17 protein-coding genes and 2 pseudogenes are annotated in these 18484 nt (G+C 72.3%); 5 read left to right on the top strand and 14 right to left on the bottom strand.

Annotation, left to right across the window (positions count from 1 at the left end):
• The 10 genes from cysD to ACFXGX_RS40115 form a co-directional block, all read right to left on the bottom strand.
• Window positions 1-530: sulfate adenylyltransferase subunit CysD (cysD, locus tag ACFXGX_RS40160; protein WP_384802398.1), on the bottom strand; the 530-nt coding region annotated here is incomplete at its 3' end.
• Complete coding sequence (gene cysC, locus ACFXGX_RS40155; protein ID WP_384802395.1) at window positions 527-1126, bottom strand: adenylyl-sulfate kinase; 600 nt, start codon at window positions 1124-1126, stop codon at window positions 527-529. The genes cysC and cysD, both read right to left, overlap by 4 nt.
• Window positions 1123-1833: a phosphoadenylyl-sulfate reductase gene (locus ACFXGX_RS40150; RefSeq protein WP_384802392.1), complete on the bottom strand. Its 711-nt coding sequence runs from the start codon at window positions 1831-1833 to the stop codon at window positions 1123-1125. Before ACFXGX_RS40150 ends, cysC begins: the two co-directional genes overlap by 4 nt.
• The gene (locus ACFXGX_RS40145) at window positions 1830-2009 is read right to left on the bottom strand and encodes a hypothetical protein (protein WP_384802389.1); all 180 of its coding nucleotides are present in this window, start codon (window positions 2007-2009) and stop codon (window positions 1830-1832) included. Before ACFXGX_RS40145 ends, ACFXGX_RS40150 begins: the two co-directional genes overlap by 4 nt.
• A complete protein-coding gene (locus ACFXGX_RS40140; RefSeq protein WP_384802386.1) occupies window positions 2006-3700 on the bottom strand; it encodes a nitrite/sulfite reductase in 1695 nt (564 codons plus the stop codon). The genes ACFXGX_RS40145 and ACFXGX_RS40140 overlap by 4 nt, the downstream gene beginning before the upstream one ends.
• Before the next feature lie 135 nt (window positions 3701-3835).
• Entirely contained in the window at window positions 3836-3919 is an 84-nt protein-coding gene (locus tag ACFXGX_RS40135; protein ID WP_309486338.1) for a putative leader peptide, read from the bottom strand.
• 174 nt (window positions 3920-4093) lie between these two features.
• Window positions 4094-4666 (bottom strand): GNAT family N-acetyltransferase, encoded by a 573-nt coding sequence (locus ACFXGX_RS40130; RefSeq protein WP_384802383.1) that lies wholly within the window; start codon window positions 4664-4666, stop codon window positions 4094-4096.
• A gap of 140 nt (window positions 4667-4806) precedes the next feature.
• Window positions 4807-6135: a hypothetical protein gene (locus tag ACFXGX_RS40125; RefSeq protein ID WP_384802380.1), complete on the bottom strand. Its 1329-nt coding sequence runs from the start codon at window positions 6133-6135 to the stop codon at window positions 4807-4809.
• Between the two features lie 160 nt (window positions 6136-6295).
• Window positions 6296-7591 carry a GAF domain-containing protein gene (locus tag ACFXGX_RS40120; protein WP_384802377.1) on the bottom strand — a complete coding sequence of 432 codons (1296 nt, stop codon included), beginning with the start codon at window positions 7589-7591 and terminating at the stop codon, window positions 6296-6298.
• A gap of 259 nt (window positions 7592-7850) precedes the next feature.
• Window positions 7851-9485, bottom strand: coding sequence for an acyl-CoA dehydrogenase family protein (locus ACFXGX_RS40115; protein ID WP_384802374.1), 1635 nt, complete (start codon window positions 9483-9485; stop codon window positions 7851-7853).
• Between the two features lie 17 nt (window positions 9486-9502).
• Between ACFXGX_RS40115 and ACFXGX_RS40110 the strand changes: the two genes are divergently transcribed.
• Window positions 9503-10672, top strand: coding sequence for a YihY/virulence factor BrkB family protein (locus ACFXGX_RS40110; protein ID WP_355760121.1), 1170 nt, complete (start codon window positions 9503-9505; stop codon window positions 10670-10672).
• A gap of 19 nt (window positions 10673-10691) precedes the next feature.
• On the opposite strand, the gene ACFXGX_RS40105 is transcribed toward ACFXGX_RS40110, so the two are convergent.
• Window positions 10692-11528, bottom strand: coding sequence for an NmrA family NAD(P)-binding protein (locus tag ACFXGX_RS40105; RefSeq protein ID WP_384802371.1), 837 nt, complete (start codon window positions 11526-11528; stop codon window positions 10692-10694).
• A gap of 113 nt (window positions 11529-11641) precedes the next feature.
• Between ACFXGX_RS40105 and ACFXGX_RS40100 the strand changes: the two genes are divergently transcribed.
• On the top strand, window positions 11642-12613 hold the full coding sequence (locus ACFXGX_RS40100; RefSeq protein WP_384802367.1) for a cupin domain-containing protein: 972 nt from the start codon (window positions 11642-11644) through the stop codon (window positions 12611-12613).
• Window positions 12614-12855: 242 nt separating this feature from the next.
• Here ACFXGX_RS40100 and ACFXGX_RS40095 read toward each other — a convergent pair whose 3' ends face one another.
• Window positions 12856-13761 (bottom strand): RNA-guided endonuclease InsQ/TnpB family protein, encoded by a 906-nt coding sequence (locus tag ACFXGX_RS40095; protein ID WP_384802364.1) that lies wholly within the window; start codon window positions 13759-13761, stop codon window positions 12856-12858.
• A 23-nt stretch (window positions 13762-13784) separates the two neighbouring features.
• Complete coding sequence (locus tag ACFXGX_RS40090; RefSeq protein ID WP_384802361.1) at window positions 13785-14153, bottom strand: helix-turn-helix domain-containing protein; 369 nt, start codon at window positions 14151-14153, stop codon at window positions 13785-13787.
• A gap of 273 nt (window positions 14154-14426) precedes the next feature.
• On the opposite strand from ACFXGX_RS40090, the pseudogene ACFXGX_RS40085 reads away from it, so the two are divergent.
• Window positions 14427-15005 (top strand): annotated as a pseudogene (locus tag ACFXGX_RS40085) (helix-turn-helix domain-containing protein); the annotation flags it as partial.
• A gap of 9 nt (window positions 15006-15014) precedes the next feature.
• Here ACFXGX_RS40085 and ACFXGX_RS40080 read toward each other — a convergent pair.
• On the bottom strand, window positions 15015-15428 hold the full coding sequence (locus ACFXGX_RS40080; RefSeq protein ID WP_384802358.1) for a VOC family protein: 414 nt from the start codon (window positions 15426-15428) through the stop codon (window positions 15015-15017).
• A 226-nt stretch (window positions 15429-15654) separates the two neighbouring features.
• Between ACFXGX_RS40080 and ACFXGX_RS40075 the strand changes: the two genes are divergently transcribed.
• Both ACFXGX_RS40075 and ACFXGX_RS40070 read left to right on the top strand, forming a co-directional pair.
• Entirely contained in the window at window positions 15655-16344 is a 690-nt protein-coding gene (locus ACFXGX_RS40075; RefSeq protein WP_384802355.1) for a ThuA domain-containing protein, read from the top strand.
• 178 nt (window positions 16345-16522) lie between these two features.
• Window positions 16523-18100 (top strand): annotated as a pseudogene (locus tag ACFXGX_RS40070) (carboxylesterase/lipase family protein); the annotation flags it as partial.
• Window positions 18101-18484: the final 384 nt, after the last annotated feature.

The following is an 18484-nucleotide window of genomic DNA, read 5'->3' as shown; positions in this document are numbered from 1 at the left end:
AGCTCCGGGCGCTGGCGGCGCGGGTCCCACTGCGAGAACTCGTCGCGCAGCGAGAACACCCGCTCCTTGGCGCGGGCCTTCTCCTCGTCACGGCGTCCGCCACCGAACACGGCGTCGAATCGCTCCGACTGGATCCTCTCCGTCAGCGGCAGGGTCTGCAGCGGGTTGCGGGTGCCGTCCGGGCGCTCGCGCAGCACACCGCGGTCGATGTAGTCCTGCACCGAGGCCACGTGCAGCCGCAGACCGTGCCGGGCCACGGTCCGGTCGCGGTATTCCAGGACCTCGGGGAAGTTGTGCCCGGTGTCCACGTGCAGCAGCGTGAAGGGGACCGCCGCCGGGGCGAACGCCTTCAGCGCCAGATGCAGCATGACGATGGAGTCCTTGCCACCGGAGAAGAGGATCACCGGCCGCTCGAACTCACCCGCCACCTCACGGAAGATGTGGACGGCCTCCGACTCCAGCGCGTCCAAGTGCGACAGCGTGTACGGGCTGCTCTCGGTCTCCTCGGAGACGCTGGCGACGGTCGTCATGCGAGACCCTTCTCGGTGAGCAGCGCGTGCAGCGCGGCGGCGGACTCCCGCACGGTCTGGGTGTGCGACTCGATGCGCAGATCGGGCGACTCGGGCGCCTCGTAGGGGTCGTCGACCCCGGTGAGCCCCGTCAGTTCCCCCGCGGCCTGCTTGGCGTAGAGGCCCTTCACATCGCGTACGGAGCACACCTCGACCGGAGTCGCCACGTGCACCTCCAGGTACGTCGTCCCGTTCTCCTCGTGACGCCCACGCACCGCCTCGCGGCTGTCGGCGTAGGGCGCGATGACCGGGACGAGCGCCTTGACGCCGTTGCGGGCGAGCAGTTCGGCGAGGAAGCCGATGCGCTGCACGTTGGTGTGCCGGTCCTCGCGGCCGAAGCCGAGGCCCGCCGAGATGAACTCACGGATCTCGTCGCCGTCGAGCACCTCGACGCGGTGGCCTTCCTCGCGCAGCCGGCCGGCCAGCTCGTAGGCGATGGTGGTCTTGCCGGCACTCGGCAGACCCGTGAGCCAGACGGTGGCTCCGCTCGTCACTTCCCGCTCCTGAGAAATCGTGGGATCCGCGCCGGGCGCGGTGTTCGTCGTGGTCGTCGTCATCCGTGCAGTCCGCACTCGGTCTTCGCGCGGCCCGCCCAGCGGCCGGCGCGCGCGTCCTCGCCCTCCAGCACCCGGCGGGTGCAGGGGGCGCAGCCGACGGAGGGGTAGCCGTCCATCAGCAACGGGTTGGTCAGTACGCCGTGTTCGGCGATGTACGCGTCCACGTCGTCCTGCGTCCAGCGGGCGATCGGCGAGACCTTCACCTTGCGGCGCTTCTCGTCCCAGCCCACCACCGGGGTGTTCGCCCGGGTCGGGGACTCGTCACGGCGCAGCCCGGTCGCCCAGGCCCGGTAGCCGGTCAGGCCCTCCTCCAGCGGCTGGACCTTGCGGAGCTTGCAGCACAGGTCCGGGTCGCGGTCGTGCAGCCGCGGCCCGTACTCGGCGTCCTGCTCGGCGACGCTGCGACGCGGGGTCAGCGTGATGACACGCACGTCCATCACGGCCTCGACCGCGTCCCGCGTGCCGATCGTCTCCGGGAAGTGATAGCCCGTGTCGAGGAACACCACGTCCACACCCGGCCGGGCACGCGACGCCAGATGAGCGACCACCGCGTCCTCCATCGAGGAGGTCACGCAGAACGCCCCGCCGAACGTGTCCGTGGCCCAGCGCAGGATCTCCAGGGCGGACGCGTCCTCCAGGTCGCGTCCGGCCTGCTCGGCCAGGATCTTCAAGTCGTCGTCCGTGCGCTCTTGCTGAGTGACCGTCATATCTCCGCCCCTCCACGCTCTTCCCGCTGGACGCCCCGGGACAGCAGTCCCAGGAACTTGAGCTGGAAGGCTCGGTTGCACGCCGCGCACTCCCACGCGCCGTGGCCCTGTTCGCTGGGTCGCAGGTCCTCGTCTCCGCAGTAGGGGCAGTAGAAAGGTGCCGCGCGTTCGCTCACGACAGGGCCTCCTCGGAGGCGCGCGCGGCCCAGGTGGCGAAGCGCTCGTCGTCCTCGCGCTCCGCCTGGAAACGCTTGAGGACACGCTCGATGTAGTCGGGCAGCTCGTCCGAGGTGACCTTCAGGCCGCGGACCTTGCGGCCGAACCCGGCCTCGAGGCCGAGCGCGCCGCCCAGGTGCACCTGGTATCCCTCGACCTGCTCACCGTTCTCGTCCAGGACCAACTGGCCCTTGAGACCGATGTCCGCGACCTGGATGCGGGCGCAGGCGTTGGGGCAGCCGTTGATGTTGATGGTGATGGGTTCTTCGAACTCGGGGATGCGGCGCTCGAGTTCGTCGATCAGGGAAGCTCCGCGCGCCTTGGTCTCGACGATCGCGAGCTTGCAGAACTCGATGCCGGTGCAGGCCATCGTGCCGCGCCGGAACGGTGAGGGCTTGACGGTCAGGTCGAGCGCCTCCAGGCCCTCGACGAGCGAGTCGATGCGCGTCTCGTCCACGTCGAGCACGATCATCTTCTGCTCGACGGTGGTGCGCAGCCGGCCGGAGCCGTGTGCCTCGGCGAGCCCGGCGATCTTCGTCAGGGTGGCGCCGTCGATGCGGCCGACGCGCGGGGCGAAGCCGACGTAGTAGAGGCCGTCCTGCTGCCGGTGCACTCCGACGTGGTCGCGCCAGCGGGCGACCGGCTGGTCGGGGGCGGGGCCGTCGACCAGCTTGCGCTTCAGGTACTCGTCCTCCAGGACCTGGCGGAACTTCTCCACGCCCCAGTCGGCGACCAGGAACTTCAGGCGGGCACGGTTGCGCAGCCGCCGGTAGCCGTAGTCCCGGAAGATCGAGATGACGCCTTCGTAGACGTCCGCGACCTCGTCGAGCGGGACCCAGGCGTCGAGGCGCTGGCCGATCTTCGGGTTGGTGGAGAGGCCGCCGCCGACCCACAGGTCGAAGCCGGGGCCGTGATCCGGGTGGTTCACGCCGACGAAGGCGATGTCGTTGATCTCGTGCGCCACGTCGAGCAGCGGCGAGCCGGAGATCGCGGACTTGAACTTGCGGGGCAGGTTGGAGAAGTCCTTGTTGCCGATGATCCGGCGCTGGATCTCATCGACGGCCGGCGTGCCGTCGATGATCTCGTCCTCGGCGATACCGGCGACGGGCGAGCCGAGGATGACGCGGGGCGTGTCACCGCAGGCCTCGGTCGTGGACAGACCGACGGCCTCCAGGCGGTTCCAGATCTCCGGAACGTCCTCGATGCGGATCCAGTGGTACTGGACGTTCTGGCGGTCCGTGAGATCGGCCGTGCCGCGCGCGAACTCCTGCGAGATCTCGCCGATGACACGGAGCTGTTCGGTGGTCAGCCGGCCACCGTCGATCCGCACGCGCAGCATGAAGAACTCGTCGTCCAGCTCCTCCGGCTCCAGGATCGCGGTCTTGCCGCCGTCGATCCCGGGCTTGCGCTGGGTGTAGAGACCCCACCAGCGCATCCGGCCGCGCAGGTCGTTGGGGTCGATCGAGTCGAATCCCCGCTTCGAGTAGATCGTCTCAATGCGTGTCCGCACGTTGAGACCGTCGTCGTCCTTCTTGAACTGCTCGTTGCCGTTGAGCGGGGTGAAGTGACCTACGGCCCACTGGCCCTCACCGCGGTGACGGCTCACCTTGCGGCGGGGCGCGACGGCTGGATCCTGCGGGGTGGCGGCCATGGCTGTTTCGTCCTTCGAGACTGCGGGGCAGGTCTGATCTGCGGCTCTGACCTGCGCATACGGGTGCATACGGAAGAATGGGCGCAGCACTGCGCAAGGGTCGCAAAAAGAGGGGGGTCGGCGCTGCTGGGCTGATCAGCTCGCCGGACAGATGGCGCTGGACATGCGGCCGAGGTCGACGTGCCGCCGACTCACCAAGGCAATTCCAGTTCCAGACATGACGGAAGCGTGTCACGGGGATCTCGGGGCAGTCCACCATCGTCCAAAATGTGGACACCCTTGTCCCGAATGCCGAGACAAGGGTGTTGTCGATCACATGATCGGCCCTCCGTCGGCGGCGTGAGGAGGGGCCGAGGAGGGGCCGGAGCCGTGGTCACCACGGCACAAAGCGGGTCAGACGGGGTAGGCGCCGGGCCACGGACCCGGTGTGACGGCCTGGGCCTCCTGTTCGACCTTGGTGTCGAAGAGCCGGAAGCCGCGGCGCAGGTAGTTGTCCATCGCGTGCTCGCCGTCCTTGCTGCACGTGTGCAGCCAGACGCGCTTCGTCCCGGCCAGTCCGGGCCAGCGGTCGGCCAGGTCCCAGGCGCGCGCGGCCCCGTACGAGAGGAGGTGGCCCCCGATCCGGCGGCCGCGGAACGCGGGGACGAGTCCGAAGTAGACGATCTCCACGGCCCCGTCGTCCTGGGCCTCCAGCTCGACGTAGCCCGCCGGGGTGCCCCGGTCGTAGGCGACCCAGGTCTCCGTGCCCGGCCTGTCGAGGATCTCCTGCCACCGCGCGTACGTCCACGCGAGCCGGTCCGTCCAGAGGATGTCCCCGCCCACCGAGGCGTACAGGAAGCGGCTGAACTCGGGCGAGGGGACCGCGGCGCGGACGATCCGCAGATCCCCGTCCGGCGCGCTCGAGGGGAGCAGGTCGGCCGGGGCCGTCTGCTCCAGGGACCAGGTGGTCACGCTGATGTCGCTCATGACGGCCAGGGAATCACGGAGGCGGCCGCCCCTCCAAAGGCGTCCGCGAACCGGCTCGCGGAGCGAGGGCGCGCCGAGGCGGCCGGGACCGGCCCGCGTCCGAGCGACCCCTCTTGAGTGGCCCCTCCCGGGCGGCCCCGCTAGTCGAGCGAGCCGTCCACCGACGACAGCGGCACCGCGTACAGCACCCTGCGGTCCGCCGCGTCGGACAGGCTCCACAGCTCGCCGGTCCGCTGCCAGTAGGAGAACGACCCGGTGCCGAGGCCCCAGCAGGCGTGCGACTGGTCCGCGGTGCACGTGGCCGCGTCGGCGCCGTCTCCGCTCTGGCGCCACAGGGACGCGTGTCCGGTGCTGCTGTCGGACGGCCGTCCGATGTACCACCGGGACCGGTGCGCGAGGGCGCCGGAGATCCCGGAGCCCTTGGTCGTCCAGGCCTCGGCCGCGTTCACGTGCCCCTGGGCGTCGGCGAGCAGTCCGGTGCGGTAGGCGGCGGTGCTGAACGCGTACCGCCAGACCCGGGTGCGCTCCGGACGGTCGGCCGCGGCCTCCGTCGCGACCAGGCTGTCGGGAGCCGTCGTACGGTCCAGGGAGAGCGAGCCGATACAGGGGACCGCGTGGTCGCGGCCGCGCGTACACGAGCCGCCCTCCAGGTCGTACGAGCCGATCGCGGGGAGGACGTAGCGGTAACCGGCGGCCGAGTAGCCGTGGCCCGTCCGGCCCACGGCGCCGCTGTCCACGTCGGCGCGCAGCAGTCGGTGCAGGTCGAAGACGAGCAGGCCGTCGCCGTGGTCCGCGGTGACGATCAGTTTGTCCTGATACCAGACCATGCCGCCCAGGCCGGTGCGGACCGCGGTGAAGTCCTTGCCGCCGGCCCGCGGGGCGACGAGCAGGACCCAGCGGTAGCGGAGGGCGTCCGGGTCCGTCGCGTCGACGACGGCGATCCGGGCGAGTCCCTCGTTCCGGTCCGGTGCGGCCGCACGGCCGTCGCGATGGGTCCAGCCGGCCAGGATCACCTGGTGGGTGCCCCACGCGCCGTCGTCGTCGGCGTCACCGGACGTGGTCACGGAACGCGGCCGCCACCCCGGGGTCCGCGCGTCGGCGTCGTCCCAGCAGTACGCGCGGGTGGCCGTCGGCTCCACGGGGAGCGCGGCCCGCTCGTCGGCCGTGCAGTCTGCGGTGTTGCGCATCGAGTGGTCGGCGTCGCGCAGGACCCCGTCGACGCCCACGTTGCCGCCCATGGTGCCGCTGAGCGTGTCGAGGGATTCCCGGGAGGTGAGGTTCTCGTGGAGGCGGAGCTGTGTGGCGGAGCCGGTGCGCAGTGTGGTGAGGCCGCCCGGATTGCCGGCGCCGGTGGCCTGCGAGGTGCTGATCAGGGTGGCGGCCGCGGTGAGCGCGAGCGCGGTTCCGGCAAGGGTGGCGCGCAGCGCCTGTCCCCTTCTTCGACGACGGTGCCTGCCGCGCTGCTTCATGCGTCCTCCCGGATAGGCCAACTGCCTCCCCCGCCGAGGGCGTTGACGGAGAGACGCGTGGGGTGGCCTGTGGAGTGGATGCTACGGCAGTGACCCCCCGGCCAGGACAAAGACCGCGGAAGACGCCCCCGAAATACGCTCGCTTCACCCCTCCTCGTCCTCATGACGGCGCCGGTTCGGCCGTCGCGCGCGCTCCGAGCACCGCGGGCGCGGTCGAGTGCGGCAGCAGGTCCCGGGGGTCGTCCGGCAGCAGGACCTCGACCTCCACCTCCTCGCGGAAGCGGTACGGGCGGTGGTCGAGGAGCCCGATGAGCCGGCGGCGTACGCGGGACAGTTCGGCGCGGACCGTGACCGTGCGGGTGGGATCGCCGAAGAGGTCGACCGCGAGCTGGGCGGCGCTGCGTCCCTGCCGGTGCACGGCGAGCACGTAGAGGAGTTCCGCGTGGCGCGGGCTCAGGTCCTGGGCCCAACTGCCCGCCGTGCCCGCGACGGTGATGTGCGGGCGGCGGGGTTCGGCGAGGTCGAGGACCACCCGCCCGGCGCTTCCGATGTCGCCGGCGCCGGTGACGCGCAGCAGCCAGCCGCCGGGCATCGGCTCGGCGACGCACGTTCCGAGGGAGGGCAGCCAGACGTGGCCCGCGCCGAAGGAGTCGGGCAGCGGGACCCGGTCCACGGGCGGCATGCCGGTGACGGCGGCGAGCCAGCCGTGGGTGTCCACCACGAGCGCGGGACCGTCGAGCCGGCACAGCAGGGGCGCGGCCACCGCGCGCAGCCGCTCGATGGCGGTCAGATGCGCGGTGCGCAGTTCGCTTTCGGCCAGTCTGGACACGGTGTCGACCAGTGCGAGGGTGGCGGGGTGGAAGGTGCCGTCCGGGCCGCTCACGTCGATGATCCCGAGGAGCCGTCCGTCGCGCGGGTCGTGGACGGGCGCGGCGGCGCACGTCCAGTCGTGCAGGGTGCGCACGAAGTGCTCGGCCGAGTGCACCTGGACGGGGGCGTCCGCCGACAGGGCGGTTCCGATGGCGTTGGTGCCGGTGGTGTCCTCGCTCCAGGCGGCGCCTTCCTCCAGGCAGATGGTGTCGGCCCGGCGCAGCACGCTCGTGTTCCCCTCGCGCCACAGCACCCGGCCCTCGGGGTCGGTGACCACCATGATCTGCTGGGAGGCGTCGGCGACCGTCCCGAGGCCGCCGTGCAGGGTCGGCATCACATCGGCGAGCGCGGTGGATGTCCGCCGGTGTTCGAGTTCTTCCGGATGCAGCAGGATGCTGTCCGTTCCCTGTTCGGGATTGATGCCGAAACGTTTCGCTCTTTGCCAGGACCGGCCGATCACCGGACGCGGGGCGAACTCGCCCCGCTCGCCCTTGACCGACGCCGCCCAGGTCTGCTGGAGGTGCCCCGCCGTTTCGGACGCGTCGGACGGTGCGAAACGGGCTGGGTTGAACGATGTGGTCTTCACAGAGCACTCCCGAAACCAGGACCTCGTACGGGCCGCGACACCGCCGTCATCCCACATCGTGCCTGCTCTCGGCCGGGTCTGCGGGGCCTTCGCACAAGGTGCACAAAGGAATGCAACGGTCTGCAACTCTCGCCAACGGTCACAAGGTTCCTCGAAACTGACAGCGATGCCGCCCGTGCGGTGTCCGAGCTCCTGAACGGGGCGAGCGGCGGGGGTGGTGCCGTGTCGGCGCAGCACCACCCCCGCGTCAGCGCCTCCCTCAGGCCACCGGCCGGGCCCGCTCCACCACCGTGGCCAGATCCAGACTGTGCGGCAGCGTCCCGAACCCCGTGCCCCAGTCGCCGCCCAGGCGCGAGGCGCAGAACACGTCGGCGACCTCCGGGGGCGCGTACCGGACGAGCAGCGAACCCTGGAGCACCAGCGCGATCCGCTCGACCAGCCGGCGGGCACGGGCCTCGATGCCGTCCAGGTCGGCGAGTTCGGTCAGCAGGTTCTTGATCGCCCCGTCGAGCCGGTGGTCGGCGCCGCGGGCCCGGCCCACCTCCCGCAGATACGCGTCCAGGGCACCCGGCTCCCGCTGCAGAGCGCGCAGGACGTCCAGCGCCTGCACATTGCCCGCGCCCTCCCAGATGGAGTTGAGAGGAGACTCCCGCAACAGTCGTGGCATGCCCGACTCCTCGACGTAGCCGTTGCCGCCCAGGCACTCCAGCGCCTCCACCGCGACCGGCGTACACCGCTTGGTCACCCAGTACTTGGCGGCGGGCACCGCGAGCCGCAGGAACGCCCGCTCCTGCTCGCTCCCGTCGTCGTACGCCGCCGCGAGCCGCATCGCCAGCGTCGTCGCCGCCTCCGACTCCAGCGCCATGTCGGCGAGGACGTTGCGCATCAGCGGCTTGTCGACGAGCCGGCCGCCGAACGCCTCGCGGTAGGTGCAGTGATGGATCGCCTGAGCGACCGCCTGCCGCATCAGCGCGGCCGAACCGAGCACACAGTCCAGCCGGGTCGCCGCGACCATCCCGATGATGGTGCGCACCCCGCGCCCCTCGTCGCCCACCCGGCGCGCCCACGTCCCGTCGAACTCGACCTCGCTCGACGCGTTGGACCGGTTGCCGAGCTTGTCCTTGAGCCGCTGGATACGGAAGACGTTGCGGGTGCCGTCCTCCAGGACACGCGGCACCAGGAAACAGGTCAGCCCGCCCGGAGCCTGCGCCAGGACGAGGAAGCCGTCCGACATCGGCGCCGAGCAGAACCACTTGTGCCCGGTCAGCGCGTACGTCCCGTCCTCGGCGAGCGGCCGCGCCTCCGTTGTGTTGGCGCGGACGTCGCTGCCGCCCTGCTTCTCCGTCATGCCCATACCGAAGAGCACGCCGGCCTTCCGGGACGCGGGACGCAGTTCCTGGTCGTACACCGCGGACGTCAGCCGCGGCACCCACTCCGCGGCGAGCGCCGGATCCGCGCGCAGCGCCGGCACCGCCGCGTGGGTCATGGACAGCGGGCAGCCGTTGCCCGCCTCGGCCTGCGTCCAGACCACGAAGCCCGCCGCACGCCTGACGTGTCCGCCGGGCCGGGTCCACGCCGACGTCAGCCCCGCCGACACACCCTTGCCGAGGAGACGGTGCCAGGACGGGTGGAAGTCGACCTCGTCGATCCGGTTGCCGTAGCGGTCGTGGCTGCGCAGCTTCGGCGGGTTCTCGTTCGCCAGCGCACCCCACTCCTGCACCTGGGCGGACCCCGTCGTCCGGCCGAGCGCCGACAACTCCTCGCGCGCCTCCTGGAGGAGCTCCGGATCGAGATGCCGGCCGACCGCCTCGCCGAGGGCCCGGTCGGCGGTGAATACGTCATATCCGACCAGGGGCGGAGCCTGGTTGGTCACGGTGTGGGTGCTGGCTGCCATACCGCTACCGTAAGGACGTGCACCAGGCAAAAGAAACAAGCGAACGGCCTCGCTCGGGCCGCTTCCACCGCGCTCGCGCGCTCTACCGGAACGTCTCCAAGCGCAGGACCGCCTGGCTGCTGCTCAAGGACACCGTCAACTCGTGCATGGAGTACCGGATCCTCGGACTCGCGGCCGAGGCCGCCTTCTTCACCCTGCTGTCCGTGCCCCCGCTGCTCCTCAGCATGATCGGGCTGCTCGGATACGTGGACGCGTGGACCGGCGCCGACACCATCGCCAGTCTGGAGTCCAACATCCTGGACGCCTCCCGCACGGTGCTGACCCAGAAGGGCGTCCACCAGATCGCCGAGCCGATCCTGCACGACGTGATGAAGGGCGGCCGGCCCGACATCATCTCCCTCGGATTTCTGTTCGCCCTGTGGTCGGGCTCGCGCGCGGTGAACGTCTTCGTCGACACCATCACCGTGATGTACGGACTCGACGGCACCCGGGGCATCGTGAAGACCCGGATGATGTCCTTCCTGCTGTTCATCGTGGCCCTGCTGATCGGCTCCGTGGCGCTCCCGCTGATGGTGGCGGGCCCGGACGCCGTGGTGAACGTCGTGCCGTGGTCGACGACCGTCGTCCAGGTCCTGTACTGGCCGGTCGTCATCGTCCTGTCGGTCGCCTTCCTGACGACCCTCTACCACGTGTCCGTCCCCGTCCGTTCGCCCTGGGTCGAGGACGTGCCGGGCGCCCTGGTCGCCCTCGCCATGTGGGTCCTCGGCAGCTTCCTGCTGCGCATCTACCTGACCAACACCATCGAGGGCCCCACCATCTACGGCTCGCTCGCCGCCCCGGTGGCCGTCCTGCTGTGGATCGGCGTCGCCGCCTTCGCCGTCCTCGTCGGCGCGGCCGTCAACGCGGCCATCGACCGGGTCTGGCCGGCCGCAGCCACCGCCGCGGCCCGTGCCGCCAACGAACGGCTGCGCGAGGTCCAGGCCGCCGAGTACGTCGCCCGCGTCGCCGCGCACCGCTCGTACGACGCCGATCCCGACGACCCCGACATGCCCTCCGAGTTCCCGGAACGCTGGTCGCGCTTCCTTCCCCCGGAGGACGTGACGTCCCGCCTGCGCACCCACGCCAAGAACACCCACCACACCCACCACGCCCCGAAGAACGGCGAGGAGCACTCGTCAGGGGAGTGAGTCCGCGCGGTCCGTCCCGTCAGGCGGCCTTCCACGCCCCCGCCGCCGCGGCCTCCCGCGCGAAGTCGGTGAAGTCCCGCGGCGCACGGCCGAGGATGTTCCGGACGCCGTCCGAGAGGTGGGCGTTACGGCCGTCGAGGAGGCTCTCGAAGAGGTCGACGAGGAATCCGGCCTCCTCCGCCGGCATCCCGAATCCGGCCAGCATGTCGCCGTACCGCCGCGCCGTCACCGGTGTGTACGCCAGCTCCTCGCCCGTGGCCCGCGCGATCTCCGCGACCGCCTCCCGGAACGTCAGCAGCCGGGGCCCCGTGATCGCGAGCTCCCGCCCGGTGTACCTCTCGCCCCCGGTCAACGCGGCCACCACCACGTCCGCGATGTCCCGGACGTCGATGAACGGCTCCCGCACCTCACCCGCCGGGAAGACCAGCTCCCCCTGACGCAGCCCCTCGACCAGCGGGCCCTCGCTGAAGTTCTGCGAGAACCACGACGCTCGTACGATCGTCCAGTCCGCGCCGGACGTCCTGAGCGCCTCCTCGGTCGGTCCGGCCCGGTCCTCGCCCCTCGACGACAGGAGCACCAGCCGCCGCGCGCCGAGCTCCACCGCCTCCCGGGCGAGGGCGCCGACCGCCTTCGCGGCGGCCGGCGAGCCGACGTCCGTGGGGTGCGCCAGATAGGCCGCGTCGGCGCCGCGCAGCGCCCCGGCCCATGTCGAGGCGTCCTCCCAGTCGAAGCCCGTGCCGCGCGAGGCGGCCCGGACCGTCAGGCCCGCGGCCCGCGCGGCCCGCGCGACCCGGCTCCCGGTCCGCCCCGTGGCCCCTGTCACCAGCACTGTCATGTCCCGCGTGTTCTCTGTCATGCGCTCCAGTCAACTGCCGCCCCCGGCGCGGAACCATCGGCGAACGGCTCGTTCCCATAAGCGGTCGTCCACGGCCTTCCGCGGCTGCCGGAGCCGCCGTCTACGCTGGCCGCATGGACGCTCCGCCACGTTCGGACATGCTCATGCGGGGGGACCCGCTCGCCGGCCTGCTGGAGGGTCCGCGCGCGCGGGGCGCCTTCATGATCCGCGCGTGCTTCGACCCGCCGTGGTGCGTACGCGTCGAGGACCGCGCCCCCCTGTCGATCATGCTGGTGGTCCGCGGCGACGCCTGGGTCGTACCGGACGAGGGCGAGGCACTGCGGCTGCGGGCCGGTGACCTCGCCATCGCGCGCGGCCCCGACCCGTACCGCTGCGCCGACGAGCCCGCCACCCCGCCCCAGGCCGTGATCCTGCCGGGCGGCGAGTGCTCCTACCCGGACGGACGCTCGCTCAAGGGCCACTGGGACCTCGGCGTCCGGAGCTGGGGCGACCGGCTGGAGGGCTCCACGGTGCTCCTGATCGGGACGTACATGATGCGGGGCGAGGTCAACCGCCGGCTGCTCGACGCCCTGCCGCCGCTGCTCGCGCTCCCCTCCGACGTGTGGGAATGCCCGCTGACCCCGATCCTCGCCGTGGAGATGGTGCGCGACGAGCCCGGCCAGGAGGTCGTCCTGGACCGGCTCCTCGACCTGCTGATGATCACCGCCCTGCGGGCCTGGTTCTCCCGCCCGGAGGCCGCCGCTCCCGCCTGGTACCAGGCCCTCGCGGACCCGGTCGTGGGCCGCGCGCTCCGGCTCCTCCAGGACGACCCCGCCAGGCCCTGGACGGTCGCCGCGCTCGCCGCCGAGACCGGCGTCTCGCGCGCCGCGCTGGCCAGACGCTTCGGCGAACTCGTCGGGGAACCCCCGATGACGTACCTGACCGGCTGGCGCCTCGGCTCCGCCGCCGACCGGCTCCGCGAGAGCGACGACACCCTGGAGACGATCGCCCGCCACGTCGGCTATGGCAGCGCCTTCGCGCTCTCCAGCGCCTTCAAGCGGGTCTACGGCGTCAGCCCGCAGGAGCACCGGGCCCGCCCGGCGTAGCGTGGCAGCCATGTACGCGGAACGGGCGTCCCGGCTGCCGGGCGCGGTGCTCTGGAGCCGCGTCCCGGCCGGCCCCGCGCCCGACGCCGGGGCCGAGACGTCCGCGCCCGAGGGAGCTGGCGTCCGGCCCGGCTCGGGACGATTCCTGGACGGCCCGCGACGTTCGGGACCATCCGGGACGCCGTGCTTCCCGACGGCGGCGGCGGATGCATGGACCTGCTTTGACATCCTCCCCCCCCCACTTAAAAGAGGGGGATTCCAGCCCGTGTGGGTTGGGGTTCACGGGTGTTCGAGCGGCTGGTGGCCGTTGTCACCCCTCCGGCACCGGTTGTTCGCCGGGGGCGGGGGATCCCGCCCTGTCCTGCCGCGACGTTGGTTGCTGCGTTGGTGTCGGCGTTGCAGGTGAAGCCGCAGGAGGAGCAGGCGAACTCGGCTTGGCTCTTGCGCGAGTTCTTGTCGGTCCAACCGCAGGCGCTGCGGCGCAGACTGGTGTAGGGGGCGGGGACGTCCTCGACGCGGCCTGGGGCCTTGTGCCCGGTGCGTTGCCGGAGCAGGCCCCAGCCCTGGGCGAGGATCGCCCGGTTCAGGCCGGCCTTCTGGGCGACCTTCCTGCCGGGCTGTTCGGCCGTCCCCTTCGCGGAAGCGGTCATGTTCTTGATGTTCAGTTTCTCGAACCGCACCAGGTCGTAGCTGCGGGCGAGCATGGTGCTGGTCTTCTCGCACCAGTCCATGCGCCGGTCTGCCTCACGGGCCTTGATACGGGCGGCCTTCGCGTACTCGGCGGCTTTGCGCTCGCTGCCCTTGGGGGCGCGTGCGGCCCGGCGCTGGTGTTTGCGGACCTGCGCGCGCTCCTTGACGGTGAGCTGGGGGCAGTTAAGTTTCCGCCCGTCGGAGAGGGCGGCGGTGATTTTCACGCCCCGATCGATGCCAATGACCTCACCCGTACCGGGCCCGTCGATGGGAGCGGGGACGACGGCGAACGCGATGTGCCACTGGCCGTTGCGGAAGGTGACACGGAACGTCTTCGCCTTCGGCGGCTCAGAGCCCTTGCCCTTGCGGCTGAGCCGGAAGCGGACCCAGCCGCAGCCGGGCACCTTGACCCGCGCCCAGCTGCGGTTGAGCTTCTGCACCACGACCGAGCGGCCCATGACCTGCTTTCCGGTCTTCGCGTTCAGTCTCGGCGAGCCATCCGCATCGAACTCCGGAACGCGATCGGTGCCGATGACGCGAAAGCCCTCGTGCACGTGCTTCCTGCGCCAGGTCGGCTCACCGACCAGGTGAAGCGGGCGCTCTTGGCTTTGGCGAAGTCCTTCAGCGCCTGTTGCTGCACATCCGCGTTCCCCGCACGCAGCCACTCGCTCTCACGCCGGGCCTCGGTGAGCTGACGGCACTGCTCGGCAAAACCGGGCGCAGACCTACGCCCCCTGTACCAGTGCGCGTGCTGCTCGACAGCCAGGTTCCAGACGTACCGGGCATGCGCGCAGTGGCCGAGCATCACGCCCGCCTGCTCACCCGTCGGGTACATCCGAAACCGCGCCATGACCGTGAACCTAGCCAACACGTTCCCCCACCGCCCACACCATCGACCGATGCCACCCGTGCGAGTGAACAATCCCGGCGACCAGCCAGCCGGCCACCGCCAAGCGACCACCGTCGACTCCGAGCTGCCGCACCTACTCGAGGTCCGCCTCACCGCCGTTTCTCCCGAGACGGCGAATCGCCCTGGCGGCGATTCGGCTTCCCCTGCCCCGCTTCGCGGGAGTGGGCATTCACCCCGGCCCTGAAGGATCGGGCACCCTGCCCGAAAACAAGGTGGGCCGAGGGGCGGTTGCTCGTCGCCGGTCCCGACACGCGGCCCCACACCCCGGAGGCGGCACCCGGCGGCTGGGCGGGCGTCCGCTTCTACCCCGGCACGGCACCCGCCTACTTGGGTGTGCCCGCCAGCGAACTCCGGGACCAGCGAGTGGAGTTGACCGACATGTGGCCCGCCGCCGAGGTGCGCCGCCTCACCGCGCGGATCGACACGGCCGCCGACCCCGTAGTGGCGCTCGAAGAGGTCGCGCTGCTCCGGGCGGCCGAGGCCGCGCCCCCCGACCCGCTCCTCCGCGAAGTGGTGGCCGCCCTGGACGCGGGGCGCCCGGTCGCCGAGACGGCCGACCGACTGGGCCTCGGAACACGGCAGTTGCACCGCCGCTCGCTCGCGGCCTTCGGGTACGGACCCAAGACCCTGGCCCGGGTCCTGCGCCTGCAGCGGGCTCTCGCCCTCGCCCGCGACGGTGTGCCCTTCACGGAGACCGCGCTGCGCGCCGGATTCGCCGACCAGGCCCATCTGGCGCGAGACGTACGGGAGTTGACGGGAGTGACACTCGGTGAGCTGGTCGGTCACCGGTGACGGGCCCGACTACTGCGCGGGCGCCGGCCCTTCCGGCAGCGGGGCGAACAGGTCGACGCCGTTGCCGTCCGGGTCGTGCACGACGGCGTACCGCATGCCCCAGAAGGCGTCCCACGGCTTGAGCTCGCCGTGGTGGCCCGCGCCGACGAGCCCCTCGTACACGGAGTCGACCTCGGCGGGGCTGTCGCAGCGGAAGGCGAGCGACGCCCTGCCGCCGCCGCTCGGGGGCCGCCACCCGGCGTGGAACGACCGGATGGTGTCCTCGGTGTCCAGCGCGAGGCGCAGTCCGCCGGGCAGCCCGGCCTCGACATGCGGCTCGTTCGCCGCGCCGTCGGGAAAGACGAGCCCGAGCCGGCTGTAGAAGGCGATGGAGGCGGCCATGTCGGAGACCGCCAGCCCGATCACATCGAATCGTGGAGTCATGAGGCCACCGTAGGCGGGCCCCCGGCGGCCGGTCTTGAACGAAACGGACACCGCGCCCCGCGAGCGTGCGCCTAGGTCGTGTCCGCAAAGTCGCGTCGTCCGCCCGGAGGGCGGGCCCGGCGGCGTCATGGGGGTCCCCCTGCTCGAGCGGAGCCGAGAGCTCGGGGGAGCGTGCCAGGCGTCGCCGGGCAGGCGAGACTTTGCGGAAACGACCTAGGCTCCCGGCATGGTCTTCCGCGTTCTCGTCCACACCCGTACGACCGGTTACCGGCACGACTCGATCCCGGCCGCCGTCGAAGCGGTGCGCGCACTCGGCCGCGCGCACGGTTTCGAGGCCGACGCCACCGAGGACCCCGCGGTCTTCGAGGCCCCCCTCGACCCGTTCGCGGCCGTCGTCTTCCTGTCGACGAGCGGCGAGGTGCTGACGCCGCCGGGCCGCGACCGACTGGCGGCCCACGTCCAGGGCGGTGCCGGTTTCGTCGGGGTGCACGCCGCCGCCTGCACCGAGTACGACTGGCCCCACTACGGCGAGCTGCTCGGCGCGCGCTTCGACCGGCACCCGGCCCTCCAGCCGGGCAGGGTCCTCGTCGAGGACCGCGGGCATCCCGCGACCCGGCTGCTGCCGCCGGTCTGGGAGTTCACGGACGAATGGTACGACTTTAGGACCAACCCGCGCGAGGCGGATGGTGTGCGCGTGCTGGCCTCCGCCGACGAAGCCTCCTACGAGGGCGGGGGAATGGGCGCCGATCACCCGCTGGTGTGGTGCCGGGAACAGGGCGCGGGCCGGGTGTTCTACACCGCGCTCGGCCATGCCGTGGAGGCGTACGAGGATCCGGACTTCCTCGGGCACCTGCTCGGCGGCATCCTCTGGGCGGCACGACAGCCCGCCGCGGCGGCTTCGGACCAGGGGGCCTGACCCGGCTGGGGCCCGGCAGGCCCCGCCCGGACCCGGCCGACCGGCCCGCTTCGTACCGCGAGGTCGGCCGGACAGGGGCCTCCGCAGGAATACCGGGACGCGATGTGGTGCTCTGATCTCTACAGCGCGGTGGTGCTCCGACTCTCTACAGCGCGCGACGGTGAGGAGCTGGTCCAGCATGGCGGTGGACACGGTGGATCCGGTGGCGGAGACGGGGGACCCGGTGGTCTCCACCCCTTACGGAGCGGTGCGCGGCCGGTACGAGAGCGGGATCGCGGTCTTCCGGGGCATCCCCTACGCCGCCCCGCCCTTCGGCGCCCGCCGCTTCCGCCCGCCCGAGCCGCCCGAGCCCTGGGACGGCGTCCGGGACGCCGGCGCGTTCGGACCGACGCCGCCGAAGCCGCCGTACTCCGAGGCCTTCGCCCGCCTCCTCGCCGACCCCGTCGTGCCCGGCGACGACTGCCTCAATCTCAACGTGTGGACCCCGGCGCCGGACCCCGCCGCCCGCCTCCCCGTCATGGTGTGGATCCACGGCGGAGCACTGACCCGCGGCTCCTCGGCCGTGCCCGTGTACGACGGGCACGCCTTCGCCCGCGACGGTGTGGTCCTCGTGTCCGTCAACTACCGCCTGGGCGTGGAGGGTTACGGCCTCTTCCCGGACGCGCCCGCCAACCCCGGGCTGCGCGACCAGCTCGCCGCGCTGGAGTGGGTGCGGGAGTCCGTCGCCCGGTTCGGCGGAGATCCCGGCCGTGTGACCGTCTTCGGCGAATCCGCCGGCGCCATCAGCATCGGCGCGCTGCTCGCGAGCCCGCGCGCCAGGGGCCTGTTCCACCGGGCGGTCCTGCAGAGCGGGCCGCCCGAGGCGAGCGACCGCGACAAGGTGCGCCGCATGGTGCGCAGGATGGCGACCCGGCTGAAGATCCCCGCGACGGCGGAGGCCTTCGCCGCCGTCGACCGCGACCTGCTCCTGCGCACGCAGGCCGACGTGGGCAGGCTCAGCAGCCCGGTGCTCGGCGGTCCCGCCTTCGGCATCGTCGTGGACGGCGACCTCGTGCCGCGCGACCCGATGGAGGCCCTCGTCGAGGGCGCCGCGGCGGATGTCGGACTGCTGCTCGGCTGGACCCGGGACGAGTACCGGCTGTGGCTCGTGCCGGGCGGGCTCCTGGAGCGGGTCGACCGGCTCGGCCCGGTTGCCCTGGCCGGTGCGATGGCCCGCTGTCACTGCGGTCACGAGGTGCCCCGCGGCTACCGCGCCCTGCGCCCGGAGGCGGGCACCGCCGATCTCGTCGGCCAGATGATCACCGACCATCTCCTGCGGGTCCCGCTGCACCGCCTCGCGGACGCGCGGAGCGGCACTCCCACCGCCTCCCTCGACGCGGACGTCCCCGCGGAAGGCAGGGCCCCGGCCCACGTCTACGAGTTCGCCTGGCCGTCCAACGTGCCCGGCCTCGGTGCCTGCCACGCCCTGGAGCTGGGCTTCGTCTTCGACACGGCCGGCGCCCCGGAGTCGGCGAAGCTCGCGGGCGAGGGCGCTCCGCAGGAGCTGGCGGAGGCCATGCACGGGGCGTGGGTGCGGTTCGCGGTCGACGGCGACCCGGGGTGGGCCGCCTGGGACGCCTCGCACCCGGTCCGGGTCTTCGGCGCCGGTGACCCGCACACCGCGCACGGTCCTCGTGACCGCGAACTCGCCCTGTGGGAAGCCGAGTCGGCCAGGGCCGCGGCCAAGCCCGACGCCGGCCCCGGCCCCACGGGCAGGCGCCCCGAGAGGGCCACGGTCTGGACGGTCGGCCGCTCCGCGGTCATCGCCGCAGCCGGGCCCACGGCCGGGCCCCCCGCCGAACCCGCCGACGGACCTACCGCCGAACCCGCCGACGCGTCTACCGCCGAACCCGCCGACGCATCTACCGCCGAATCCGCCGACGCGTCTACCTCCGAATCCGCCGACGCATCTTCCGCCGAATCCGCCGACAACCGGGCGGCTGGACACCCGGACCAGCCCGCGGACCAGCGGGCGGACGCGCCCGCGGACCACCCGGCGGACGCGGCCCCCGACCGGTCCCCGGCCCGGCCGCCGTCACCGCCCGGGGCCCGGTCCGCGAGCCGGTCCCCCGACCACGCCGGGGGCGGGCGCACGGACACC

Source organism: Streptomyces sp. NPDC059371 (assembly GCF_042751995.1).
Taxonomy (GTDB): Bacteria; Actinomycetota; Actinomycetes; order Streptomycetales; family Streptomycetaceae; genus Streptomyces.
This window is presented reverse-complemented; position numbering and strand designations above follow the sequence as displayed.